Raw genomic sequence first — 23,500 nt, forward strand, 5'->3', positions numbered from 1 at the left:
CTGCGCTTTTGGCGTGGGTAAGACTCGAATTTAAGGGGAATTGAGTATGACGTGCTATTGCTCGCTGTCGGCAACGGGGAGCGAATTCGGTCCAGAGGCAATTTGACAGGTTCAGATGTAACTAATATAGTTATGTCTGAATAGATGATCAGGTTGTGATATGAGCGCCAATAGCCGTCTTACGGTGGCAACCCACATTCTGGCCTGGATGGCGCTCGTCGCACGCGATCATCCTGATGACCCCGTCACGTCCGAGCGGATCGCCGCGAGCGTGAAGACCAATCCCGTTGTGATCCGACGGACGCTCGGCGTCCTGTCCAAAGCTGGGCTCGTGCAAAGCTATCGCGGTATCAATGCGGGGTGGCGACTCGCGAGACCCGCTGAAAAGATCTCGCTGCTCGATGTGTTCGACGCGCTCGAAGAGGGCAGCCAGTTCGGATTGCATCCGACGCAGCCGAGCCAGGCTTGCCCTGTCGGGCGGGGTATCGGCGCGACGTTGAGCCACGTCTACGATTCGATTCACGAAACCGTGAGAACGACGCTGGCATCGAAAACGGTCGCAGCCGTGCTCGCCGATATTCTTGAATCCCAGCGTTCGAGCACGCGTTATTGAACGTCCGGTTGCGCAGCGTGAATGCGAGCATCAGCGCAAGACGCCAGGCTCTGCGTGGCGACACACACAGAGCCTGGCGTAATTGCTTGTCGACCACGCACAGCATCAACGTCCGCGCTGGCCTCGCAGATCGGGACGTAATCAACTTCGCCAGTTCAGTCGAGGTGCAAAGCATGGCTCCGGCAGATGTCATCGCCTTCAACCGCTTCTCCGACCACTTACTGCATCACCTCCAGCGCCTTTAGCGTGCTGACCGGCTTCAGCAGATTCAACACCTCGATCAACTGTTTATGGATATCAGGGTCGTGGTGCGCCGCCTGGATGATCGCCATGTGATGCCCGATCGATTTTTCCAGATCGGCGGGGCGTTTGCCGCGTGCATCGGGATAGGCCAGATCGGGCAGCGCTGCCAGCGACCACGGGTTGTCGATGATCGATTCGATAGCGGACAGAAACTCGCTGCTCAATGAGGCAAGCGGATCGGGATCGTAGGCGTGCGACGCAAGCAGGTTTCGCAGCACGACAGCTTCCTGTGCCGCGGCGCTCATGCCCTGCCCGTAGACGGGATTGAAGCGGCAAACCGAGTCGGCAATCGGAATCAGTCCGCGAGGAAAATCATCGGCGCCGTTGAAGTAGCGTCGACGGCTTTCAGGGAAGGCAAACTGTTCGATGTCGCCGTGCAGCGTTGCGTCCTTGATCGCGTCGTACACGCTGGAAGTCGGCAGGCTTGCGGCGTAGGCGGTGAAGGCATCGCCGTCGGCGGGTGGCGTGTCCGCGCCCCGGCCTCCGAGCGCCGCGAACCATTTGCCGTCTTCGCGCAGCAGCACGAGGCCCATACGGCTTTGTTCCGGCGCCCTGGGCATGGTGATCATGACCTTTGTCGCGGGCGTTGCGTGGGGCGGAATCGTATAGACCGCTGTCGAGTAACCGAAGTCCACGCCAATGACTGTCTCTTCCGGCATCGGACGGCCGGTGGATGCAAGGAAGTCCAACGTAGGCTTTCCGCGTCCGGATGCATCGACGACGAGGTCGGCGGGCAATACTTCCATTTTGCCGTCGCGGGTCTTGTACGACACCGAGGCGACCGCACTGCCGTCAGGCGTAGCGTCGATCGCGACGACACGGCACCCATCGCGGAAGATAACGTTTGCACGTTCCAGCACGCGACGGCGCACGGCAAGCTCCAGCAACGGGCGTGTCATCGTGAAGGTGGCGACGCCGAGACTGCGCACCGGAAAGGGCGCCTGCCCTGGATACTCATGGCGTACCTCGAGGCCGGAGTCGAGCGAGTTGGCGCCTGCCTGCGCGAGTGTGGATGAAAAGTCTGGAAACAGATCGCACAGCGCCTTGAGGCCACCGGCAAGCAAGCCATGGGGATGCTTGCCCTGTGGAACGCCGGGCCGTGGGGTCGCGTCAGCGGGAAGGACATCGCGTTCAAGCACGACGACTTCCCTGAAGTGGTCGGCCAGAACCTGCGTGGCGGGCAGCCCGCCCATTCCTGCGCCAATGACAACTGCTCGTTCACCTGAATAACGTTTCGACATCGCAACTCCTGCAACGGTAATCGGAGATAGGCACTACTTCGGCGGAAAGCCGCATCACGGAAATCCTTGCGACCAGCTAGTCCGCAATTGGCGGACATGACTTCACAACAGCCGTGTAGATGCGTTTATTCCGAATGCCGGGAAGGAGTCGATGGGGCTTGCTTTCAGTGTTGCGAGTGAGGGAATGCGGCGTTCGAGTGCGGCCACGTCACCCGGCGGCCAACGTGCTCGAGAAACGCGACGAATGAACAAAAAGTGATCGCGTCCGATTTCGCCTGAATGAAATAGCGCGATTCATGTAGACATGGTGCCGGATTCGAACCTATTGTCATATCGAATTAAATATCAATAAGGTATCCTGAGTTATGAATGGCAAGCTGAGCCTGCTTGAAATCGCGAGCCAGAAATAAGATCAACGCGATGGCGTGCCAGGCCTGAAAATTCGCGGCGTCGTCCATCGCTTCGCTTTCGTGCGTGCTGTCACAGCCGGATCGTTGCACAATGAGTGCATAGGCCAAGAGCTCAGTCGTGCAAATTCCTGTCAGGAGCGAGACGAATGAAAGCTTCAATGGTGTCACGAAACCTGCTTGCGACGCTCAAGATCAAGATGCCTGTCATTCAGGCGCCGATGCTTGGGTGGGCGACGCCGGCCATGGCCGCGGCCGTATCGAACGCTGGCGCGCTCGGGGCTATCGGCATAGGCGGCATGAATGCGGAGGACGCTCGTGCGGTGATCCGCGCGACGCGTGCGCTCACCGACAAGCCATTCAACGTCAATCTGTTTTGCCACAGGCGGGCGATTTCCGATCCGTCCTGTGAAGCGCGTTGGCTCGAATACCTCGAACCTCACTTCGCCCGCTTTCAGTCGCGACCGCCGACGACCTTGCGCGACATCCTCTCCACATTCGGCGACGACGATGCCGTTCTGACGATGCTGCTCGAGGAGCGGCCCGCCGTGGTCAGCTTTCACTTCGGACTGCCTGAGCCGACGGCCATCGCCGCGTTGCGCGATGCCGGTATCGTGCTATTCGCCACAGCAACGAATCGCCAGGATGCGGAGCGGATCGCGGACGCGCATATCGACGCAATCGTTGCTCAGGGTGCGGAAGCGGGAGGTCACCGCGGTACATTCGATCCCGCAGCCGCGGACGAGATGCTAGGGACGGCAACGTTGGTCCGGCTGCTCGCGCGCGAAAACGCGTTGCCGATCATTGCTGCGGGCGGAATCATGGACGGCGCGGGCATTGCAGCCATGCTTGCGTTGGGCGCTCAGGCCGCTCAGCTCGGCACCGCGTTCGTCGTTACCGACGAATCCGCGGCCAGCGCAGCGGATCGGGCTGCGCTGCTCGACCGTGAGAGCCGTACTGCATTCACCAAGGCGGTTTCCGGCAGGCTTGCACGCGGCATCGAAAGCCCTTTCACACGACTTGGGCAAGATCCGGCCTGTCCGCCGATTCCCGATTTTCCGATCGCCTTCGAGGCGGCGAGGGCACTGGCTGGTGCGGCGAAAGCTCATGGCAGTTCGGACTACGATGTCCGATGGGCCGGAGCGGCCGTGCGTTTGGCACGAGCGATGCCCGCCGCGGAGCTCGTGGCGGTGCTCATGCAGGAAACCGTCGACGCTGTCGGATCTTTGCAGGACGAATTCGCGCGCTGAAGTTCTGTGGTGGACAGTACACCGCGCGCCGTTTCGTCCAGTACCTGCCGAACATGAGGCGCGCAGCGTGCGGTGTTCGTCGTGCTGGAGCCTGACGCTGACCTCAGACCTTGCCACTCATCCGGTCCATCAGCGCAAGCAAATCCGCGAGTGTCTTCTTGCACTTGGCCTGGCTGGGTGAGTTTTCGCGAAGGGCTTCGAGCGCGTCGTCGATTGACTTGTCGACTTTGTGCCAGTCGGCGGCGGCGCGTGGCTTCAGTCCTGCTTCGGCCTCGTCCCACGACGTTTCAAGATCCTTGATCCGCTTTTTTGCGCCCGCGAGGTCGTTGGCGTCGACGAGCTTCGAGGTGTCGACGACGATTACGCGGAACTTCGAAAGATCGCCGAGCTTCGATGCCTCGGTGGCGGCATTGGCGGACGAGATAGGCGACAGCGCGGCAACCCATAGCGGCGCATGTACAGCCGATGCGTGACCTGCCGCGACGGCTGTGGCTGTGACAAGCAAGAGTGCGGAATTGACGACGGCACGCTTCATTGTTGATCCTCTGGTTGAAAGACGACGGTGAACGGGTAAAAAGGGGAGCGTGCAACTAGGTACTGCCGATCCTGCCTTGCCGCACTCTTGCAGCGGAATGCAGGAACACCAGAACGACGATGATCGCGAGAAAGGCAATGCTTGTGACGACCGTGCCCATTCCAAGTCCGCCATACTCCCGTGCCTGGGAGAGGAGGTCGCCGAGTGAAGCGCCAAAGGGCCGGGTCAGAATGTAGGCAAGCCAGAAGATCAGCACGCGATTGGCGCCGAGGTAGGCCGCAACTCCCATCATGACGAGCAATACGCCGAATATGACGACACCGAGACTGAAACCGAGCCCTAGTGCTTCGGTCGCAAGGTCTCCAGCCGCCGTGCCCAGTGCGAACGTGACAAGAATCGCAGTCCAGTAAAAGAGTTCGCGATTGCGGGTGACGATTGTGTGAATGGAGAGGGTTCTTTCCCTGGAGTACCAGGTCCCGAAAATAACGCAGAGCAGTACTGCGAATACGGCCGTGCTCGTGTAAAGGCTGACTCCGAGACCATCGGTGAGCACGTCAGTCAGTTGCGTGCCGACCACGCTGACCAGCACGACGGTGAGCCAGTAGATCCACGGTACATAGGCTCGTTTGCTGAGCTGCGCAGCGAGCGAGGCGGCCAGCATGGAAAGCGTGATTGCTATCGTCAACGTGGCGCCGAGGCCGACATGGACAGCAAGGTAGTCGGCACCCGTCTCGCCGACCGTGGTGGACAAGATCTTGATTGTCCAGAAGGCGACTGTGACCTCCGGAACCTTGTTTTGCATCGGTGCAACGTGTCGATGTGACATTCCCTCTCCCCAATTTCTCACGATACGCGGCTCGGTAATCGAGGTGCAGATCAGAACCTCAGGCTGCACTATGAGGGCGCATTGCTTATCGAATGCTTAGGGGATTACAGAATGCCTGATTCTTCTTTCAATCACGCGATTTCCTTTGGTGTGACCGGAATACGGTCAGTGAGACATAAAAGTATTCGAGTCTTCATGCAACGTGCCAGAGGCCGCTGAAAGTCAAATGCGATTGTGTGCGGATAAGGAATCTTTAAGTTGCCCGGAATTAATCTGAACTTGCGGTACCACCACGTGTTTCCACACCGGTTAAATACCCGTCGCAACTTATCTGCTCATCAAGGAAAGCTCAATGAAACATTCGCTCACCATTTCACTGATTGTCGCTGCACTCACGATACCCATGATCTCTAATGCGAAAGTGGATTCGAACGGGTTGACCGGTAGCGAGGTCAAGGCACAGGTCGTGCAAGCCAATAAGGACGGCGCCCACACTTCGCTCCCTGCGGCGCAGGAGTACGGGACGATGCCTTTGAACTATTCACAATCGGGATCACGGATCAAGGAAGGAAGCGACGGACGGCTCTTCGCGCATCACTGATGAAATCCGGGCGGGACGGTTGAGGTGATGCCCGGCGCGCCGGCGTACTGTTCGGGTGTAGAACGTGCGGCATCGAAACCGCGCGCTTGTCGCACATAAAAAGCGGGCCCGGCATGATGGCCGGGCCTCATAAAGGCGGTCGTGGCAAGCGATCGAACGTATTCACATACCGTCGATGCCCACAATTCAACCACCTGCGTGGACGGTCTACCGCCAGGACAAAGCAAGCGTAGCGGGCAATCGCTTAGGGGACTCTTAAGCGTGCGATTCGAACGCCTTCATACACATCCCTGTTTCAGGTGTTTTGTCCTGACCGCTGCTTCATCAGAACCTGCAGCAGAACGGGCAACAGCAACAGCACAAGCGGGAACTGCACGATGAGTCCGGAGATGATGGCAATCGCGAGCGGCTGTTGCATCGCAGAACCTTGTCCCAAAGCGAAGGCGAGCGGCAGCAGTGCAAGGATCGCCGCGATGGTCGTCATGGCGATGGGGCGCAGACGGTTTCTGCCTGCATCGATAAGCGCGCGCTCGAAAGGCAAGCCGTCATCGCGCACGAGACCTTGTAACTCCGACACGTAGAAGATGGCAACCTCCGTCACGATGCCGATGATCATCGTCATGCCCATCATCGCAGAGATGTTCAGTTCGGTCCCCGTGAGCCACAGCCCGATAAATACAGCGCCCGCTGCCAGCAGTGGCATCGCCATCACCGCGAGCGCGACCCGGAAGCGTTCGTAAAGAAAAAGCAGCAGACCGAAAACGAGTGCGACGGCCGCGCCGAACACAGTAAGCAGACCCTTGAAAGCAATTTGCTGCTGCTGATACAGACCGCCCAGTTCGTAGTAGACGCTCGAAGGCAGCAATTGAGGTTCTCCAAGTGCTTTCTGAACTTCCGCGACAGTAGAGCCCAGATCACGCCCGTCGATGCGTGCCGTCACCGCTACCATGCGCTTCAGATTGTCGCGGCTGATCTCAGGCTGCCCCGTGACCTTGACCATGTCGGCCACGCGTGCAACCGGAAACAGATGACCGTCTGGCGCGCGCACGAGCAACTGCCCGAGTTGCGTATCGGTGAGACTCGGCGCATCGGCGACACGTACACGCACGCCGACGGTTTTCGGTCCCGTCTGGAATTGTGTCGCGACGCTGCCTTGCACCATGTCGGAAACGGCCTGCGCAACGGACTGTACGTCCATTCCTTCGGCTGCCGCCGCGTCAGGGCGGATACGCAGTTCCAGCGCATCACCCGCGGGATTGATACCATCGTTCACATCGACAATCCCGGGAATCTTGCCGATACGCGCCGCGACCTTGCGTGCGGTACTGTCGAGCGTGTCCTGATCGTCGGAGTAGATCTTGATCTGCACAGGCTGCGGCACAGCCGTCAGATCGCCGATCAGATCTTCCATCAACTGGGCGAGCTCGACGCTTACGCCGGGGACCTGGCGCTCGATCTGTGAGCGTATTTCCTCCATTACGGTCTCGATCGGTTCACGATTGCCGGACTTGAGGCGCACGAAAAAATCTCCGCGATTCGGTTCGTTGAGGTCGCCGCCCAGGCCCGCACCTGTGCGACGCGAATACGTGGAGACATTCGGATTGGCCTGCACGATGACTTCGATCTGCTGCATCAGCCGGTCCGTCTCGGCAACCGACGTGCCAGGCGCGGTGTGATAGTCGAGTACGAACCCGCCTTCATCCATCGTTGGCATGAACCCGCTGCCGACCTGCGTGAACGCGAACGCGGCAACGGCAATGAGCGGTACGACGCCAACCAGGACGAGCAAGGGCTTCGAAGTCACATGTTCGATCAGATACGCGTAGCGACGGGTCATCCAGTTGGCGAGCCGCGTTTCCTTGTGTTCTTCCGCATCCTTCGCCTTGAGCCATCGATCGCACAGAATCGGGACGGCCAGCCATGTGATGATGAATGAAATGAGTAGCGCGCTCGCCATCGTCACGGAAAGCGCCTTGAAGAACGCACCCGTCACGCCGGAAAGAAACGCGAGCGGTACAAAAATGATCAACGTTGCCGCGGAGGAGCCCGCAAGCGGCCGGGTGAACTCCAGGGCTGCGGCCATCACGCGACCATGAAACCCTTGCGCGCCAGCCTCGCGCATGCGTCGGACGATGTGCTCGATCATGACGATCGCATCGTCGATGACCAGACCGACGGCAGCAGCCATGCCGCCTAACGTCATGATGTTGAAGCCCATGCCAGACACGTCGAGCAGCAGGATCGTCGCGGCCATGACAACGGGCACCAGCGCGACTGCGATGGCCGTTATCTTCCAGTTCCGCAGAAATACGAACAGCGTGATCGCTGCCAGCACGACGCCGATCATGATCGCATCGCGCACGCTCGACGCAGATGCGACCACCAGTTCGCTTTGGTCGTACCAGTTGGCAAGGCGAACGCCGGCGAGCATTTTATGCTGAAAGTCTGCGAGCTTCGCACGTATTGCGCGCGCCATCGCGACGCTGTTCGCGCCTGGCTGCTGATAGATGTTGACGAGCACGGCGTCCTTGCCGTCGGCTGTCACGCGCATCCACTGAGGCACAACGCCCTGCTGTACCGTGGCAATGTCGCCGAGCAGAACCTGAGCCGAACCGGCAGATGACACGACTACGTGCTTCAGTTCGGCGATGCGCGTGATGGTCGAGTTCGCGATTACCAGATAAAGCTTGTAGTGGTCTTCGATACGACCCGTCGCCATCAGCACATTGCTCGCGCCGATCGCTTTGGATACATCGGCGAGGGATAGTTTGTATGCCGCGAGGCGAGCGGGATCGATGGCGACTTCAAACTCGTCCTGTGCGCCGCCAATCACGTCGACTCGCGCCACGCCTTCAACCGACGATAGCAGGGGACGCAACTGAAATTGTGCGAGATCGCGCAACGCAGTTTGAGACTGCTGCTGCGAGGTGAGACTATAGGCGAGCACAGGGAACACCGTAGGATCCATGCGGCGCACCTGCATGGTCGTGCCCTGCGGCAGCGTCGCAAGAATCTCGCTGATGGCCGATTGCGCCTGGAGCGTCGCCTGCGACATGTCCGTGCCCCAATCGAAATTGATCGAGATTTCTGCGGCGCCACGGCTCGTTTTCGATTCGACGTCGCGCACGTTCGGCACGCGTCGCAGGGCTTCCTCGACGGGCATCGTGACGAGCGTCGTCATCTGTTCGGCCGGACGGTCGCCCGCATCCAGCGAAACCACCGCGCGCGGGAATGCTACGTTCGGAAATAGGGAAATCGGCATGCGAAACGCGGTGAGCGCGCCCGCGATGGCGAGTAACCCGACGACGAACAGCAAGGAACGGCGATGCCTCTGCATCCATTGGCCAAAGTTCATCGCGTTGTTCCCTGACCTGGTTTCTGTGCGTCAGGCTGGCCCGTGCCACCAATCCGGACCTGTGCGCCGTCATGCAACTCATAATTTCCGACGGTGACAAGCGGGCGTGTCGCATCGAGAGTGCCATCGACACCATAGCGATCGTCGTCTTCGACGACAGTCTTGACGTTCACCCGATGTGCCCTGTTGTCACTGCCCGTTTGATATACGAAGTCGCCGTGTGCGTCACTCAGGACGGCGCTGCGAGGAACGATCCAGTGCGCGCCCGAATGAGTTGCGATGACGGCCTTTACACGCGTACCCGGAATGAAGGCGCTTTGCCCGAATGGCACGCTGGCGCCGATATTGACGAGCTGGCTTTGCGAATCGACAGACGCGCCGACCATCGTGATGCGGCCGCTCACATGCGCTGCCTGTAGCGCGGTCGACAGGCCGCTGACGGTGATGACGTCGCCGGCATGAATACCTGCCGCGTCAGAGGGTTCGACGCCCAGCGTCACGTTTGGCCTCGCATTGTCGCCACGGGTTCCCGACGCCAACTGGAGGATAGGGGCGCCTGCCTGTACCTGATCGCCCTGTGCCGCCGATACCTGCGTGACGACACCATCGCGCGGCGCTACGATTGTCTTGCGTCCGCTGCTGTCTCCGATGCCGAGTTGCAGTTGCGCGTCCAGTGCCTGCGTTGCGTCGAGCGCGGCTTTGCGGGCGGTGGCGAGCTGCGATTGCGTTGCGAGTGACTTGTCGTAGAGCGATTGCGTGCGGGCGAGTTCATCCTTTGCGAGCTGCGCGGCGCTTTTCGCCTGCGCAGCCGCGACGACAGCCGCAGGATCCGCCTGAACCACAAAAAGCGGCGTGCCGCGCGAGACGGCCTGACCGGCCTGCACGCGCATCTGCTCGATGCGCGCTACGTAGGGCAAATCTACAGTTGTTACATTGGCCCCCGAGGCGGCGACCACTCCGTATGCATGCACCGGGTGCGCAATCGTGCCGCGGGCGGGCGTGACTGTCTGAACCGTAGTGACGGGCGCATCGTCCGCATTCGCATGCATGCAGACGAAAATCATGGCAACTGCGATAGATGTTGCGGCAGTATGTCGGAATAAAGGCGTGCGGTTATTTCGCATGGGCTTCAGTCAAGGTTCGATCGGATGAGAAGGCGTCGGGGATCGTGCTGCCAAGCAGCGCCTGTAAGCCGACACGCTGTTCGGCAAGCGATTCGCGCAGCGTCGCAGCGTCAAGACGTTTGCTCACTGCTGCGCTTTGCGCGTCAACATATGTGCCGAGCGCGAGGTTGTGTTGCATGTAAGCGTCGGCAGCGTGTCGTGCGGCACTGTCCACATCCGGAAGCGCCTGCCTGGTGGTTTGCAACTGGTGGGAGAGAACTGCGGTGTCGGCGCGTAACTGCGCGATGTCCGCGTAGGCTGTGTTGAGTCGATCCTGATACTCGTCGCGCAGTCGCTGCCTCGTCGCGCGCTCGATTGCTACATTGCCCTGGTTGCGGTTGAAGATCGGCAGGCTCAGGTTGATCTGGAATCCGCTGGTGTAGATGTTGGAAGTGTCACGCGCGCGAACGAATCCGACAGACAGGCTCGGGAACTGGCTCATGATCGCTGCGCGATATTTCTGTTCCTGCGCCTCGTAGCCCGCCTTAAGCGCGAGCAAATCCGGGCGGCGTTCGGGCAGGGCCCGCAGAGCTTCGTCGATCGATTCGTCCTTGATCGCGACGTCGCTGTCTTCGCCCGTCAACGGAAGTTGCACGTCCTGCGCGAGTCCGAGCAGTGCATTCAGATCATGATGCGTCTGCTGTGCAGCACGTTGCGCATCTGTGTACTGACGGTTTGCATCCGAGTAGGCAGTGAGGGCAGCAGTCGTGGCGTCCTCCGTCAGGTTGCCGTCGCGTCGCGCCTCGGCCATCCGTTCGTAACGCACGCGAGTCAGGTCGCGCTGCTGCTGCAAGAGCGGCAACGTCTCCTCCTGAAAGCGCGTTTTGATAAAGAGTTGCTTCGCTTGCGCTACGGTTTGCCATTCCTGCCAGAGCAAGCCCAGGTCAGTTTTGGCGACGGTGGCATCCGCCGATTGTTTGTTCGCGCTGCGCGTGACGATCGCCATCACGTCCATGCTGATGCCGTAGTTGAATGCGCGCGTTGTGCCGAGTTGGCCCGGATAGTCGCTCGAAATGCTCAGTTGCGGATCAGGCAGGAGGCCCGCCGAATAGGCCTGTGCGCAGGCAATATGAAGATCGTCCCTTGCGAGTTTCAAGGCTGGATTGTTTGCTACCGCGAGCATGGCGACTTCTTCGATATCGAAACCATCAGACGGGTCGAAGCGATGCGATACGAGCTCCCGCAACGGCATGCTCGACGTATCGATCTGGATGCGTTCAATCTGTGTGGCTGACGTGCTTGTCGAAGCTGGGGAGAGCGGATCGCTGTGGTACCACGCGCAGCCCGGGAGCGAAAGCGTGCAAACGCCCAGTAGCATGGCGAGGCGCTTTAGCCGTGAACGCGTGTGTTCGCGTTCGAAGCGGATGGAAGAATGAAAGGACAAGGCGTGCTCCTGGACAATAGGGCGCTCGTGTGCAGATTGCCTACGAAAGTCGCTGGATTGTCCGGAGCGGGCGCTTAAGACACGCTTAAAGATGGGCTCTTGACGCGCTTAAGCGCGCGTTAAGGAAATGGTCTCCACAATGCGGGGACATTCGGAAGACGTAGAGCGATGTGCGATCAATCGTGGCGGATGACGACATGCAAGAGCGGCCACACTTTATCGATGCGGATAGGCGATCACGTCGCTATCGACGCTGAGCCGAACGTGCTCACCAACGTTTGGAGATCGGTGCCCCGGCACTCTTGCGCGAATGACGGATGCCTCGGCGTTGGATAGTTGAAGGCAGATATCTGCGTCCCTGCCGTTGTAGGTGACGCCTGTTACCAGCGCGCCCTGAACCGTACTGTGGTCCGCCGCCAATTCGGACACGGACAGAAGATGGATCTGCTCGGGCCGTATCATCACGTCGACACGTCCATCGGGAACAGGCGCGACGAGTCGCAGCCTTCCGAGCGGGCACGTTGCGATGCCACTCTCCGCGACGCCTGGCAGCAGTACTGCATCGCCGATGAATGCGGCGAGTTCACGGGTCGCCGGTCGCCGGTAAATCACTTGAGGCGCGGCTCGCTGGATCAGTTTGCCCTCCCACAACACGGCCACTTCATGTCCTAGCGACAGTGCTTCCGCCTGATCGTGCGTGACCAGTACGGCCGTCGCGCCGGTTGCGGCGAGCGCTTCGGCAACGGCCTCGCGTGTTTCGAGTCGCAGCGCGGCGTCGAGCGACGAGAAGGGCTCGTCCAGCAGCACCAGCGAAGGCGAAGGAGCAAGCGCACGCGCGAGCGCCACACGCTGTTGCTGACCACCCGATAGCTGTTGTGGCATGCGCTGCGCGTAGTCATCGGACAGTCCCACCAGGTCCAGGAGTTCCGCGACACGATGACGTGCGCGTCGTTGCGTGCGCGGCAGCCCAAACACGATGTTCTCTGTTACCGACAGATGCGGGAAGAGGGCGCCTTCCTGAGGCACGTAGCCGATTCGCCGTTGCTCCGTGGGCACATGCAGGTTGTCGTCTGCGACGCGTTTGCCGTCGATTTCGATCGTCCCTGCGTCGGCGCGATCAAATCCGCACAACACCCGCAGCAATGTCGTCTTGCCGCCGCCCGATGGACCGAGCAACGCGAGCAATGTCCCCGGCTGGACAGCGAGATCGATGTCGTGCAACACGGCTTGACCGTTGAAGCCTTTGCGCAGCCCGCAGATCTGGAGTTCGCTCATTGGAAGATCAAAGGGATTCAGAGGGGCGCGCGGTCAGAGCCGATCGCCCCAGCAGGACGAACAGCACGCCCGATGCGCACAGCGAAATCGCTGTCATGAGTGCCGCATAGGGCGCTGCCGCGGCGAAGGCGAGTGTCGAGGTGTCGGACCAGACTTGGGTGGCGAGCGTATGGGTATCGATGGGGGACAGCAGTAAGGTCGCGTTGAGTTCCGTCACGACCGAGATGAACACCATCGTGGCCGCGGCGCCCAGTCCGGGCGCGGCCAACGGCAGGAGCACCCGCACGAAGGTCTGCATCGCATCGAGGCCGAGTGCGCGCGCCGTGTCTTCGAGACGCGGCTGCGCCTGCATCAACGCAGCCCGCACGCTAACGAGCGCGAGCGGCATGAAGAGGATCGCGTATGCCACGATCAGCAGCGTCATGCCTTGATAAAGCGGCTGCAACGCATGCACGGCGAGCGAGACGATTGCCAGCGCGACCACCAGGCCGGGAACGCCTTGCGCGAGAAACACCGTGCGCTCGAACACGGTTGCGATCCGCGCAGGGTAGCGCGCGAGCAGAAATGCGAGCGGCAGGACCAGCAGCGTGGTGAGAATCGCCGCAGCGAGACCGAACCCGACGGACGATAACATCGCATTGAACAGCAGTTCCGGCGAGACCTCGGCAGGCGTCACAGCGGCCGCGCCTTCCTGTGTCAGCCAGTAACCGATCATGCCAAGCGGCACGCCGAGCGTGACGATGGCAAGCGCGGCGAAACCCGTCAGCACGAGCCAGCGCCAGCCGCCCAGTTCATAACGCAGTGCGGCCCGCCTCGCGCCGCGATCCACACGTTCGTAGCGCGCGCTGCCACGCACGCGAAATTCGAAGGCGAGGCAGACGAGACACAACAGGATCAGCAGACACGCGAGCAGCGAAGCGCCGCTGTTGTCGAAGCTGGTGCGGTATTCCGCGTAGATTTCGGTGGTGAACGTACGAAAGCGCAGCATCTGGAATGCGCCGAATTCTGATAGCACGCCGAGCGCGACCAGCAGCATGCCGCCAAGCAGCGCAGGCCGCAATTGCGGCAACACGACGCGCGTGAAGGTCGCCCAGCGTCCGCAGCCAAGTGCGCGGGCGCTTTCTTCGAGCGCAGGGTCCATGCCGCGCAACGCGGCGGCAACCGGCAGATACACGAGCGGAAAATACGAGGACGTGATGACGAGCAGCGCGCCCGTGAAGTCCTGGAGATCGAGGCTGATCGATACCCACGCGTAACTCGTGACGAAGGCAGGCATCGCGAGGGGCGCTGCACTCGCGACAGCCCACACGCGACGGCCGGGAACATCCGTACGTTCGACGAACCACGCGGCCGCCGTGCCGACGACAGCCGACACCAGCGTTGCGCTGACCGTGATCAGCAGCGTATTGCCGAGCAACTCGCCGACGAGCGGGCGGAACACGAGTTCTGCTGCATCGCTGAAGCCGACCGTCGTCGCGCGATAGAACGTGAACGCGAGCGGCAGCAGCACCAGCAGCGCACTGACGGCGGCGCCTGCCAGCAGGCCGCGGGGCGCGCGTTTGCGATCGCGTGCGGGGACATCCGCGGAAGCCGGGCCGCCAGCGACAGCTTCACCGATGTCGGTCACATCGCTCACCTGCCGTTCCTTTACAGCAAGCCGGCCTGGCGCAGCAGTCTGCCCGCCTGACTGTCGTCGCCGAGTTGTTCGAGTGTGAGAGACGGCGGCTGCAATTCGTTGAACGGCTTGAGCAAGGGATCGGGCGCGACGCCGGCATGCAGCGGATATTCGTAGCTGACATGGCTGTTTGCCATCAGCGTCTGCGCACGCTCGCTCACCAGATACTTCAGGAACTGCTGCGCGCCGTCGGCGTTGTGCGCGGTCTTCATGATCGCGGCGCCCGACACGTTCACCAGTCCGCCCACGTCGCCATTGGAGTAGTGATAGATGGCGCTGCGCGTCGACTTGTCGCCCAGTTGCGCGTGAAGACGCGCCCAGTAGTAGTTGTTGATCACGCCCGTGACGACGCCACCCCGGTTCACGGCGGCCACGACACCTTCGTCGTCGTCGAAGATCTGCGCGTTTGCCTTGAGACCCTTGAGCCATTGCAGCGTTTGCGCTTCGCCCTTCAATGCGAGCACGGCGCTCACCAGCGGCAGGAAGTCTGCGTCGCTGGGCGCGATGCCGATCTTGCCTTTCCACTCGGGCTTGGCCAGATCGAAGATCGACGCGGGCAGTTGCGCGGGCTGGATCTTCGTCGTGTTGTACGCGAGCACGCTTTCGCGGGCGGTTACGCCGACCCATTGTCCCGTCGGCGAACTGTAGCGCGTGGGGATGGTGCCGATGGTGGTGGGATCGACCTTGCTCAGCAGACCTTTTTCTTCGAGCAGCATCAGTTCGGGCGAGTTTTCGGTGAAGTACACATCGGCAGGCGATGCGGTGCCTTCGGCGACCAGTTGCGCAGCCAGTGCCGGGCCTTCGCCGTTGCGGACCTTCACGGAAATGCCTGTCTGCTTTTCGAAGTCTTTCGCGAGCATGTTCATGACCTGCTCGTGTTGCGCGCTGTACACCGTTATCGATGCGGCGTACGCGCCGGTCGCGCCCGTAGCGGCGATCGACAGCGACAGGGCCGTCACACGCGCCGCGTGACGCATTGCTCCAAACCAGGAACGGTTCATGAATTCAACCTCTTCTTCTTGACGTTATTGAATGGCCGCTTGAGCGTGCTCGACGCCGACACGCGGCACTTATGCTTCGAACAGTCCTGCTCCGATATACGACCCTTCGCGCGAGCCCGGCGGCACGGCGAAGATCGCGCTGCCTATGTGCGTCGTGAACTGGTTCATCATGTCGAACTTCGAGAGCTTTTCATTGATCGGAATGAAGCCGGTGCGCGGGTCCGACTGATGCGCGATAAAGATGAGTCCCGCGTCATATTCGGTTTCCTGGCGCCATGGCGGCCAGCGTTCGATATAGAAGTTCGTGCCGTCGTTGTACGAATATGAACGGCGCAGGATCTGCGCGCCCGCATTGTTCGCCTGATTCGAAAGGCGCACGTGCGAATTGTCGGGAATGACGGGGTTGCCGTCCTTGTCCGCCGCCTTCAGGTCGACGGCATCGAACTCGTGTTTCTGTCCGATCGGCGCACCGCTGTATTTGTGCCGTCCGAAAACCTGTTCCTGGAAGCCGAGTTCCATCTGGTCCCAGTGCTCGAGCGTGATGCGGATGCGGCGCACCACCGTATAGGTGCCGCCTTGCATCCACGGTGCGTCCGCGGCGCCGGCCCAGACGAACTGGTTCATCAGCGGCGGCTTCGCTGTCGACGGATTGTTGGTGCCGTCCTTGAAGCCCATCAGATTGCGCGGCGTCTGGCCTTTCGGACCCGACAGGAAGCCTGCCTGTCCCCAACGCATCTGGATCGCACCGTATCCCATACGCGCGAGTTGCCGCACCGCATGGAATGCGACCTGCGCGTCGTTCGCGCACGCCTGGACGTACAGGTCGCCGCCCGTCTTCTCGGCGATCAGCTGATCGCCGTTGAAGCGCGGCAGATCGACGAGCGCGGCAGGGCGTTTGCTCGCGAGGCCGTAGCGGTCCTTGCCGTCGCGCGACGTGAACAGACCCGGGCCGAAGCCGAACGTGATGGTCAGCGACGATGCGCCGAGGCCGAGTACATCGGCGGAATCGGCGGCGGGCTTGTCGTCGGCTGTTTCAAGGGAGCCGGCGGGCTGGCCTTGCGTCATCCGCGCGGCGGCTTGCGTCCATTCACGCAACAGTGCGATCACTTCATCGCGCTTGTCGGTTTTCAGATCGAACGCGGCTACGTAGCTGTGACCCTGCTGCGGTGTCACGATGCCGCCTTGATGCGCGCCGTAGAACGGTTCGATCTGGCGTTGCAGATCGTCGGCGTGAGTACGCGTCAACGCGGCACGCGCAGTGCCCGACGTAGCGAGTCCGGCGCCCGCCGCGACGGCGGCACCGCCAGCTTTCAAAAAGCCGCGCCGGCCAGGGCGCGACGGTGGAGACTGATCGTTTGTCATGATGCTGCCTCTTGCTGCTTGCCTGTTGCTTTCACTTCGCGAGCACCAGCGTGTTCACGTCATCCTGGACATAGTAAAAACCGTCGCCTTCCGGCGTCATCGCGATGCCGAACAGGTCACCGTTGCCGGGCGGCGTCTGCGCCTTGTCGGTATCGATCCAGCGCGCGTAGAGCTGCTTGCCCGTGGCGGGGACGATCTCGACGACCTGACCGTTGAGCGCATTCGTCACCAGCAGATGGCCGTTGGGTGCCGTCACCATCGCGAGCGGGCGATGCAGCAGACCGTCTGCCGTGAGCTGCCGTCCGACGCCTGCGCTGGTGTCGCGCGTCATCGGCTCGTCGATCTCGTTGACGCGATTGCCGATGGCATCGGATACAAACAGCAGCTTCTGATCCGCCGACAGCGCGAGCCCTGTCGGTCCGACGAGGAACACGCCTTTGTCGGCCTGCGCGCCGAAGCCGCTGCCCACGACCGTTTCTTTCTTCACGACGGGCGGCTTGCCTTGCGCAATGTCGAGATCGAGGCGCAGCACGGTCGCCTGCTTGAATACGGGCGGTTCGCCGTCCGCGCCACCGACGCCGAAGCCCGCCATGCTGATGAACAACGTCGCGCTCGTGCCGTTATCGACGACGGCCATGTTGCCCCATGGATCGTTGATGTTCGGGCTGGAGATGGTCGAGGTCACTTTGCCCTGCGAGTCGAGTACGACCAGGCAGCCGGCGCCTTTGGTGCCCGTGGTGCCGTCGTTACTCGGTGTACTGCCGACGATCACCCAGCCCGACTTGAGCATGGTCATTGCAGTCGAGAGACCGACGCCACCGGGACAATCTTTCAGATCGCGCGGGATCTGCGCGAATAGCGTCATCTGCTTCGTGTCGGGATGGTAGTTGACGATCGTGCTGCCCGTTCCTTGCAGATTGGCCGAGTTGTTGAAGTTGTCGACCAGTACGTCGCCCTGTTTCACCGAACCCGCCGAGACCGGCGCGACGACGATCGCGTAAGGATTCTGATCGCCGTTGTCGGGCACGGTGTTGATGAGCGTCGTATTGCGATGCAAGGTTTCGAGGAAGCCTTGCGGCTCGGCCTGAGCGGTGCACGTAGCGATAAGCGCCAGCGTGCCCGCGACGTATGCGGCCTTCGTACGCAGGCGCCTCGCAAGCTCACGCGAAAACCGCGCCTTCCCTGTATTCGTATTTGCGCTCACAGCGTGTTTTGCCGTCATGATGGGATTGCTTCAATAGGGTCGATAGATGTTCTGCCAGATCGGCGCTCAGAACGTGATGTTGGTTCGCACGCCCACCACGAAGGTGTTGCGGAGCGGTTGCGTCGGATCGTTCGGGTTCTGGCCCGCGCCGGCGTTGAACGTGTACTGTGCGTCGGCCTGTATTTGCCACCAGGGCGTCGCCTGATAGATGTAGGTGGCTTCCAGCGCGGTTTCGCTTGTGCGCACACCGTAAGGACCGCCCGACAGATCACGGTTGTCGAGGTCGAGATCATGCACGTGGCTGCCCACCTTGATGTAGGTGACCGCGAGGCCGACGCTGTCGTCGTCGCGACCCTTGAACGGTGCTTTCAGCACCACGCCCAGATTTGCCGACAGGCTGACCAGGTTGCGATCGCCCGGCGCACCCATCACGCGTGCGAAGACGCCCACGCTGCGCGGCTCGTCGGGATTGGGGCGCCACACCATCTGATCGGCGACCGCGTAAATGCTGTAGTCGCCGTGATGGGACTGCGGAATGCCCGTCGATGCCGGATTCGCGAGCGACAAACCGGTGTTGTCGAAGCGCTGATCGTCAAAGCGGTTGGTGTTGTACCAGACACCGATCTTGTACGTACCCGGCAATTTGTTGCTGTCCATGCCCGTCATTTCGCCGTCGGCAGGCTGATTGATCGCGTACTGCAGTTCGCCGATCCACAGCGCGCCGTTGTGCAGATTGAAGTTCGTGCCATGGATGTTGTCGGGGTTGTTGCCCAGCGGGTCGCCCGAGTACACGCCGGCAAGCGCCGTCAGCGACGGCGTGATCTGTCCGCGCACGCGCACGCCCAATCCGGACAGCGGATAGGCGGGACCGCCCGACGGCATGTCGTACGAGGGCAGGGCAGGCCAGCCAAACATCGTGTTGATGAAGGTCGCCGCGTACTGGCTGGTCATGAATTCCTGGTCGATACTCTGCTGACCAATCTTGACGTCGAGGCGCTTGTCGAGGAATGACTGCTGGTACCACAGTTCCCATAGACGCGTCGTCGCTTCGGCTTCGATGCCGCTGGCGGTATTCAGCGTGCCGAGCCGGTCAGCGCTCAGATTCCGGCCGTGAATCTGCAGTGCACTGATATTGAACAAGCCGCCTGGCAGCCCGAACGCCTTTTGCGTGTCCATCTGCACGGTTGCCGTGGTGAGACCGTCATACGCGCCGCCGCGCGACAGGCCACCGCGCAGGTTCGCGAGATATTCGCTCGTTTCCGTCAACTGAAAGGTCACACCGTACTTTCCGAGCCACGGCCGTAATCCGCCCATGTCGCCCAGCATGGTTTCGCGTGTCCAGAAACCCGTCCACTGTCCCGTCGGCTTGGCCTGGATACCGAGGTCGGCCTCGGGGGCTTCCGGTATCGCATCAGGATTGGACTCCGCGTGAGCGGCCGATTGCACGAAGAGCGGTGCGCATGCAAGCCATGCCGCGATGGTCGCCTTGCGCAACGACGCCCGCGACGCAATGACCGGACCAGATCCGATTGATCGGATGAATTTCATCGAAAAGTCCTTAGTTGTTCTATGGATATGCCGCGCTACGTCGAGGTGCGCGCGAGGCGTGTGACCATCCGACGAATGACGTCGCAATCAGTCAATGTTAGGTAGGCGGAGTCACATCGTCAATACAAATGAGAACGATTGTCATTTGGTTCCAATAAACTGAACGCGTGATTACGGACTGCTTACGGGCGCCGTGACCAGTTGATTTGAGATTGACAATGCAGCCGAGTGTCGAGCGGCGTGTGGACAGCGAGACGCAGCGGCCGCGACGCATCGAGGCGCACTACGCCATGGTCGCCGGCGTTGCGCCGCAGCTGAAGCTCGTTGCAGGCGGCGGTCTGTGGCCACCGGGATCGAAGGCGACGGGCGCGCAACTTGAGATGGCCGCGATGGAGCAGCTGACGGGTGGGGCGTGCTGCTTCGCGTGACCCAGGAAGGGGTTCTCTGCTTGGTACGTTTTCACGCATGCACCGACATGTCGGTCCATGTGGAGTACCGTCCGGATCCGACAGTCAGTGCACCTTGGAATTGATATGCAAGGAAACTGATTTTTTTCGTTGCCATCCGCCGATCGAGATCATGACCGTTGAGGGAACCCTCAATGTCGATGGTGCATCAGGTCGACGTAATGGGTATCAAGCCATCGGGTTGATCGCCCCTCTTTCGTGCTCCCGTGATGGCGGGTGGCAAGCCACAGCACCACGCCGATCATTAACATCACGGCCGGACCCAACAGGTACGCCACAAAGGTTTCACTCACGACATCCTCCTTCTGGTCGGTCGCCGCAATTACATTCTAGGTGACAGTCCACGCCAATGCGCACCCGCCCTTTTGCCATTGCGGTGCAATGACCAGCGTGACGTCATGCTGCGGATGGAAGATCGATGCAAGTGCCCGGTCGGGATCATGGCCTCTTCCTGCCTCTATATACGATCGTCGAATATGGAGTAACGCAGGCGCGTCATTTCGGCCATCGCCATATCGGATCGGATAGATACGCGGCGAAGTAATCGGACAGCGCCGTCACCTTCGCGGGTCGCGCACGCGCCGACGGCGTCACGAAGTAGAGACCGCCCTTCGTCAGTGACCAGTCGGTCAGTATCGCTTCGAGACGGCCATCGGCCAGATATTCACTGGCGATGAATTCGGGCAGTTCGGCGATCGCCAGGCCATCGAGCAGCGTGGGCAACAGCGCATCGGAATTCGTCACGCGCAGCGGGCCGCTCGGCATCACCGGCTCCTCCTCGCCCGCGTCGTTCGTGAAGCGCCACACATCGCTACGTGCGCGATACGCGTACGAGAGACACGGCCGGTCCACCAGCTCGCGCGGATGCACAGGCCGCCCTTCGCGCCGCAGATAGTCCGGCGACGCCACCACGAATTGCGTCACCGCGCATAGCCGCCGCGCCACCAGCGACGAATCCGGTAATGCAGCAATGCGCAGCGCGGCATCAAAGCCATCGGCGACCAGATCCACCGACGCGTCCGACAGGTGCAGATCGATCGACACCTCCGGATAAGCGCGAAAGAAGCCCGGCAGCAGCGGCGCGACCCAGCGCAGCCCGAACGACATCGGTACGGCGAGCCGCACCAGACCGCGCGGCTGCACTGACATTTCGCGCGCTGCGCTTTCCGCCTCTTCGGCCTGCCGGTAGATGTCGCCGGCTTTCTCGCAGATCGTCCGACCGAACTCGGTGAGCGACAGCTGGCGCGACGTGCGGTTGAAAAGCCGTGCGCCCAGCCGGTCTTCCAGGCGGGCGACGCCGCGCGAGACAGTCGCCACCGACACGCCCATCGCCCGTGATGCAGCCGCGAACGATCCCTCCTCGGCGACCTTCGCGAACATCGCGAGTCCTTCGAAATCAGGCAGCTTCGCCATTCGTCCTCATCTTTTCATTTTTGCAACGTTAGGTTGCAATCAATTCTATTTCGAAAAGATCGAGCCGTCGATATTCTCCTCACATCGCAGCACGCAATACCGAATACCAACATCCACTGAACGAAACGAAAAGGAGCAACACCATGGCACGCAAACTCGACAACAAGATCGCACTCGTCACCGGCGCAACCAGCGGCATCGGTCTCGCTACCGCGCAGCGCTTCGCGGCTGAAGGTGCGCACGTCTACCTCACGGGCCGCCGTCAGGCCGAGCTCGATGCCGCCGTGAAGGGCATCCGCGAAGCGGGCGGCAAGGCGACCGGCGTGCGCGTCGATTCCACCAGGCTCGGCGAGCTCGACGCGCTGTATGCGCAGATCAAGGAAGAACAGGGACGTCTGGACGTGCTGTTCGCCAACGCAGGCGGTGGTTCGATGCTGCCGTTCGGCAGCATCACCGAAGAGCACTTCGACGACACCTTCAATCGCAATGTGAAGGGCGTGCTGTTCACGGTGCAAAAGGCGCTGCCGCTGCTGGCCGAGCGAGCATCGGTGATTCTCACGGGTTCGACGGCGGGCAGCGCGGGCACGGCGGCCTTCAGCGTGTATTCGGCTTCGAAGGCAGCGGTACGGTCATTCGCGCGCAACTGGATTCTCGACCTCAAGGACCGCCAGATCCGCGTGAACACGATCAGCCCGGGTGCGACCCGCACGCCCGGCTTGCTCGATCTGGCCGGGGACGACGCCGCGCAACGTCAGGGTCTCGCCGATTACCTCGCCGCGCAGATTCCGATGGGACGTCTGGGCGAACCCGGCGAAATCGCGAGCGCGGCGCTGTTCCTCGCCTCGGACGATGCGAGCTTCGTGAACGGCATCGAACTGTTCGTCGATGGCGGTCAGCAGCAGATCTGAGTGTGGCGTGGGCATGCGGGTACGGTCATCGGTGATCGCATCCGCGCCCGGTTCGCTCGAACGGAGTTCACCATGATCGAACATCGTCCTTTTCTGTCGCTCGGTGCGATCCGGCGGGACTGGCTCGATGCACGGCTGCATTTTCGCTTCGGCGAAACCGGGCACGCCGACCATGCGCCGCTCGGCCCGCTTTATGTGTGGAACGATGATGTATTTGCGCCGCATTCGGGTTTCGGCCTGCATGCCCATCGCGACGCCGAGATCGTCACGTGGGTGCGCTCGGGCGCGATCACGCACGAAGACGACGCGGGTAATTGTGCGCGACTCGTCGCCGATTCCGTTCAGGCGATGAGTGCAGGCACCGCGATCCATCACGCCGAGCGCAACGAGGAAGACATGCCCGCGCGGCTGTTCCAGATCTGGTTGCGCCCGCGCACGCCGGGCGGCACACCGCGCTGGGCGACGCGTGCCTGTTCGCGCGAACTGCGCGAAGGCCGCTTCATCACGCTGGCGAGCGGCGATCCAGCCGACGTGAGCGCGGGCGCACTGCCCATCAATGCCGATGCGCGCGTGCGTATTGCGACGCTGCGCGAGGGTACTCCGGTGCAGCACGTGTTGCCGATGCCGGGTTTGGCGTATCTGGTTGCGGATCATGGGCGGCTCGACGTGGGATACGTCCGCCTGGCGCCACGCGACGGCGTAGTTATCCGGGATGAAGCGCAGCTAATGTTGACGGCGCGCGACGACACGGATGTCGTGATTGTCGAGCTCTTGCGCAAGGGCGGCTGAAGCTTTTCGCTGGCCAGTATCGACATTCCCGCTGTATCGGGATTGGCGCGAACGTCTTACCCGATAGCGCGATGCGACTGATGCCAACTCAGGGCATTATCATTCGTGCCACACAGGTGACCGGCCGTTCGATCGGCGTACCATGTGGAACGAAGCAGCATTGGTATGTCGTTGCGGTGA

Annotated in this window: 21 protein-coding genes; 6 read left to right on the forward strand and 15 right to left on the reverse strand. The window is 61.4% G+C overall.

The features are described 5' to 3' along the window. Positions 1–160: 160 nt before the first annotated feature. Complete coding sequence (locus tag PPGU16_RS30680; protein WP_180726487.1) at positions 161–613, forward strand: Rrf2 family transcriptional regulator; 453 nt, start codon at positions 161–163, stop codon at positions 611–613. A 218-nt stretch (positions 614–831) separates the two neighbouring features. Here PPGU16_RS30680 and PPGU16_RS30685 read toward each other — a convergent pair whose 3' ends face one another. Then, positions 832–2,157, reverse strand: a complete 1,326-nt coding sequence (locus tag PPGU16_RS30685; protein ID WP_180726488.1) for an FAD-dependent oxidoreductase — start codon at positions 2,155–2,157, stop codon at positions 832–834. A gap of 338 nt (positions 2,158–2,495) precedes the next feature. Next, positions 2,496–2,675: a hypothetical protein gene (locus PPGU16_RS30690; RefSeq protein WP_180726489.1), complete on the reverse strand. Its 180-nt coding sequence runs from the start codon at positions 2,673–2,675 to the stop codon at positions 2,496–2,498. Positions 2,676–2,713: 38 nt separating this feature from the next. Here PPGU16_RS30690 and PPGU16_RS30695 point away from each other — a divergent pair, with 38 nt between their 5' ends. Beyond that, the gene (locus PPGU16_RS30695) at positions 2,714–3,814 is read left to right on the forward strand and encodes an NAD(P)H-dependent flavin oxidoreductase (RefSeq protein WP_180726490.1); all 1,101 of its coding nucleotides are present in this window, start codon (positions 2,714–2,716) and stop codon (positions 3,812–3,814) included. A gap of 103 nt (positions 3,815–3,917) precedes the next feature. Here PPGU16_RS30695 and PPGU16_RS30700 read toward each other — a convergent pair whose 3' ends face one another. Both PPGU16_RS30700 and PPGU16_RS30705 read right to left on the reverse strand, forming a co-directional pair. Further along, a complete protein-coding gene (locus tag PPGU16_RS30700; RefSeq protein WP_180726491.1) occupies positions 3,918–4,349 on the reverse strand; it encodes a hypothetical protein in 432 nt (143 codons plus the stop codon). Between the two features lie 55 nt (positions 4,350–4,404). Continuing rightward, complete coding sequence (locus PPGU16_RS30705) at positions 4,405–5,151, reverse strand: COG4705 family protein (protein ID WP_180726492.1); 747 nt, start codon at positions 5,149–5,151, stop codon at positions 4,405–4,407. Positions 5,152–5,527: 376 nt separating this feature from the next. On the opposite strand from PPGU16_RS30705, the gene PPGU16_RS30710 reads away from it, so the two are divergent. Further along, positions 5,528–5,776, forward strand: coding sequence for a DUF4148 domain-containing protein (locus PPGU16_RS30710; RefSeq protein WP_180726493.1), 249 nt, complete (start codon positions 5,528–5,530; stop codon positions 5,774–5,776). Between the two features lie 295 nt (positions 5,777–6,071). Here PPGU16_RS30710 and PPGU16_RS30715 read toward each other — a convergent pair whose 3' ends face one another. The 9 genes from PPGU16_RS30715 to PPGU16_RS30755 all read right to left on the reverse strand — a co-directional run bounded on the left by PPGU16_RS30715 (position 6,072) and on the right by PPGU16_RS30755 (position 19,743). Then, positions 6,072–9,131, reverse strand: a complete 3,060-nt coding sequence (locus tag PPGU16_RS30715) for an efflux RND transporter permease subunit (RefSeq protein WP_180726494.1) — start codon at positions 9,129–9,131, stop codon at positions 6,072–6,074. Further along, positions 9,128–10,195, reverse strand: coding sequence for an efflux RND transporter periplasmic adaptor subunit (locus PPGU16_RS30720; protein ID WP_243460733.1), 1,068 nt, complete (start codon positions 10,193–10,195; stop codon positions 9,128–9,130). The genes PPGU16_RS30715 and PPGU16_RS30720 overlap by 4 nt, the downstream gene beginning before the upstream one ends. Positions 10,196–10,244: 49 nt before the next feature. After that, positions 10,245–11,486, reverse strand: coding sequence for a TolC family protein (locus tag PPGU16_RS30725; protein ID WP_243460734.1), 1,242 nt, complete (start codon positions 11,484–11,486; stop codon positions 10,245–10,247). A gap of 408 nt (positions 11,487–11,894) precedes the next feature. Further along, positions 11,895–12,953: an ABC transporter ATP-binding protein gene (locus PPGU16_RS30730; protein ID WP_180726496.1), complete on the reverse strand. Its 1,059-nt coding sequence runs from the start codon at positions 12,951–12,953 to the stop codon at positions 11,895–11,897. Positions 12,954–12,960: 7 nt separating this feature from the next. Then, the gene (locus PPGU16_RS30735) at positions 12,961–14,589 is read right to left on the reverse strand and encodes an ABC transporter permease (protein WP_434064445.1); all 1,629 of its coding nucleotides are present in this window, start codon (positions 14,587–14,589) and stop codon (positions 12,961–12,963) included. An 11-nt stretch (positions 14,590–14,600) separates the two neighbouring features. Next, positions 14,601–15,629 (reverse strand): iron ABC transporter substrate-binding protein, encoded by a 1,029-nt coding sequence (locus tag PPGU16_RS30740; RefSeq protein ID WP_180726497.1) that lies wholly within the window; start codon positions 15,627–15,629, stop codon positions 14,601–14,603. A 69-nt stretch (positions 15,630–15,698) separates the two neighbouring features. Further along, positions 15,699–16,991 (reverse strand): iron uptake transporter deferrochelatase/peroxidase subunit, encoded by a 1,293-nt coding sequence (gene efeB / locus PPGU16_RS30745; RefSeq protein WP_180726498.1) that lies wholly within the window; start codon positions 16,989–16,991, stop codon positions 15,699–15,701. Positions 16,992–17,022: 31 nt separating this feature from the next. Next, positions 17,023–18,213: an NHL repeat-containing protein gene (locus PPGU16_RS30750; RefSeq protein WP_243460735.1), complete on the reverse strand. Its 1,191-nt coding sequence runs from the start codon at positions 18,211–18,213 to the stop codon at positions 17,023–17,025. A 48-nt stretch (positions 18,214–18,261) separates the two neighbouring features. Further along, the gene (locus PPGU16_RS30755) at positions 18,262–19,743 is read right to left on the reverse strand and encodes a carbohydrate porin (protein WP_180726499.1); all 1,482 of its coding nucleotides are present in this window, start codon (positions 19,741–19,743) and stop codon (positions 18,262–18,264) included. Between the two features lie 218 nt (positions 19,744–19,961). Here PPGU16_RS30755 and PPGU16_RS30760 point away from each other — a divergent pair, with 218 nt between their 5' ends. Beyond that, a complete protein-coding gene (locus tag PPGU16_RS30760) occupies positions 19,962–20,171 on the forward strand; it encodes a hypothetical protein (protein ID WP_180726500.1) in 210 nt (69 codons plus the stop codon). Positions 20,172–20,341: 170 nt separating this feature from the next. Here PPGU16_RS30760 and PPGU16_RS30765 read toward each other — a convergent pair whose 3' ends face one another. Continuing rightward, a complete protein-coding gene (locus tag PPGU16_RS30765) occupies positions 20,342–20,503 on the reverse strand; it encodes a hypothetical protein (protein ID WP_180726501.1) in 162 nt (53 codons plus the stop codon). A 202-nt stretch (positions 20,504–20,705) separates the two neighbouring features. Then, on the reverse strand, positions 20,706–21,623 hold the full coding sequence (locus tag PPGU16_RS30770; RefSeq protein ID WP_180726502.1) for a LysR family transcriptional regulator: 918 nt from the start codon (positions 21,621–21,623) through the stop codon (positions 20,706–20,708). Positions 21,624–21,766: 143 nt separating this feature from the next. On the opposite strand from PPGU16_RS30770, the gene PPGU16_RS30775 reads away from it, so the two are divergent. Together PPGU16_RS30775 and PPGU16_RS30780 are read left to right on the forward strand one after the other, a co-directional pair. Continuing rightward, complete coding sequence (locus PPGU16_RS30775) at positions 21,767–22,531, forward strand: SDR family NAD(P)-dependent oxidoreductase (protein WP_180726503.1); 765 nt, start codon at positions 21,767–21,769, stop codon at positions 22,529–22,531. 72 nt (positions 22,532–22,603) lie between these two features. After that, the gene (locus PPGU16_RS30780) at positions 22,604–23,320 is read left to right on the forward strand and encodes a pirin family protein (protein WP_180726504.1); all 717 of its coding nucleotides are present in this window, start codon (positions 22,604–22,606) and stop codon (positions 23,318–23,320) included. Positions 23,321–23,500 lie beyond the last annotated feature (180 nt).

Origin of the sequence: Paraburkholderia largidicola (assembly GCF_013426895.1) — a bacterium.
GTDB lineage: Bacteria > Pseudomonadota > Gammaproteobacteria > Burkholderiales > Burkholderiaceae > Paraburkholderia > Paraburkholderia largidicola.

Excerpts from the sequence above, each read along its gene's own strand:
- PPGU16_RS30775 (WP_180726503.1), top strand. The coding sequence starts at position 21,767 with ATGGCACGCAAACTCGACAACAAGATCGCACTCGTCACCGGCGCAACC.
- PPGU16_RS30680 (WP_180726487.1), top strand. The coding sequence starts at position 161 with ATGAGCGCCAATAGCCGTCTTACGGTGGCAACCCACATTCTGGCCTGG.
- PPGU16_RS30720 (WP_243460733.1), bottom strand. The coding sequence starts at position 10,195 with ATGATTTTCGTCTGCATGCATGCGAATGCGGACGATGCGCCCGTCACT.
- PPGU16_RS30770 (WP_180726502.1), bottom strand. The coding sequence starts at position 21,623 with ATGGCGAAGCTGCCTGATTTCGAAGGACTCGCGATGTTCGCGAAGGTC.
- efeB (WP_180726498.1), bottom strand. The coding sequence starts at position 16,991 with ATGACAAACGATCAGTCTCCACCGTCGCGCCCTGGCCGGCGCGGCTTT.
- PPGU16_RS30755 (WP_180726499.1), bottom strand. The coding sequence starts at position 19,743 with ATGAAATTCATCCGATCAATCGGATCTGGTCCGGTCATTGCGTCGCGG.
- PPGU16_RS30685 (WP_180726488.1), bottom strand. The coding sequence starts at position 2,157 with ATGTCGAAACGTTATTCAGGTGAACGAGCAGTTGTCATTGGCGCAGGA.
- PPGU16_RS30760 (WP_180726500.1), top strand. The coding sequence starts at position 19,962 with ATGCAGCCGAGTGTCGAGCGGCGTGTGGACAGCGAGACGCAGCGGCCG.
- PPGU16_RS30725 (WP_243460734.1), bottom strand. The coding sequence starts at position 11,486 with ATGCCGTTGCGGGAGCTCGTATCGCATCGCTTCGACCCGTCTGATGGT.
- PPGU16_RS30700 (WP_180726491.1), bottom strand. The coding sequence starts at position 4,349 with ATGAAGCGTGCCGTCGTCAATTCCGCACTCTTGCTTGTCACAGCCACA.
- PPGU16_RS30780 (WP_180726504.1), top strand. The coding sequence starts at position 22,604 with ATGATCGAACATCGTCCTTTTCTGTCGCTCGGTGCGATCCGGCGGGAC.
- PPGU16_RS30730 (WP_180726496.1), bottom strand. The coding sequence starts at position 12,953 with ATGAGCGAACTCCAGATCTGCGGGCTGCGCAAAGGCTTCAACGGTCAA.
- PPGU16_RS30710 (WP_180726493.1), top strand. The coding sequence starts at position 5,528 with ATGAAACATTCGCTCACCATTTCACTGATTGTCGCTGCACTCACGATA.
- PPGU16_RS30695 (WP_180726490.1), top strand. The coding sequence starts at position 2,714 with ATGAAAGCTTCAATGGTGTCACGAAACCTGCTTGCGACGCTCAAGATC.
- PPGU16_RS30705 (WP_180726492.1), bottom strand. The coding sequence starts at position 5,151 with ATGCAAAACAAGGTTCCGGAGGTCACAGTCGCCTTCTGGACAATCAAG.
- PPGU16_RS30715 (WP_180726494.1), bottom strand. The coding sequence starts at position 9,131 with ATGAACTTTGGCCAATGGATGCAGAGGCATCGCCGTTCCTTGCTGTTC.
- PPGU16_RS30750 (WP_243460735.1), bottom strand. The coding sequence starts at position 18,213 with ATGACGGCAAAACACGCTGTGAGCGCAAATACGAATACAGGGAAGGCG.
- PPGU16_RS30740 (WP_180726497.1), bottom strand. The coding sequence starts at position 15,629 with ATGAACCGTTCCTGGTTTGGAGCAATGCGTCACGCGGCGCGTGTGACG.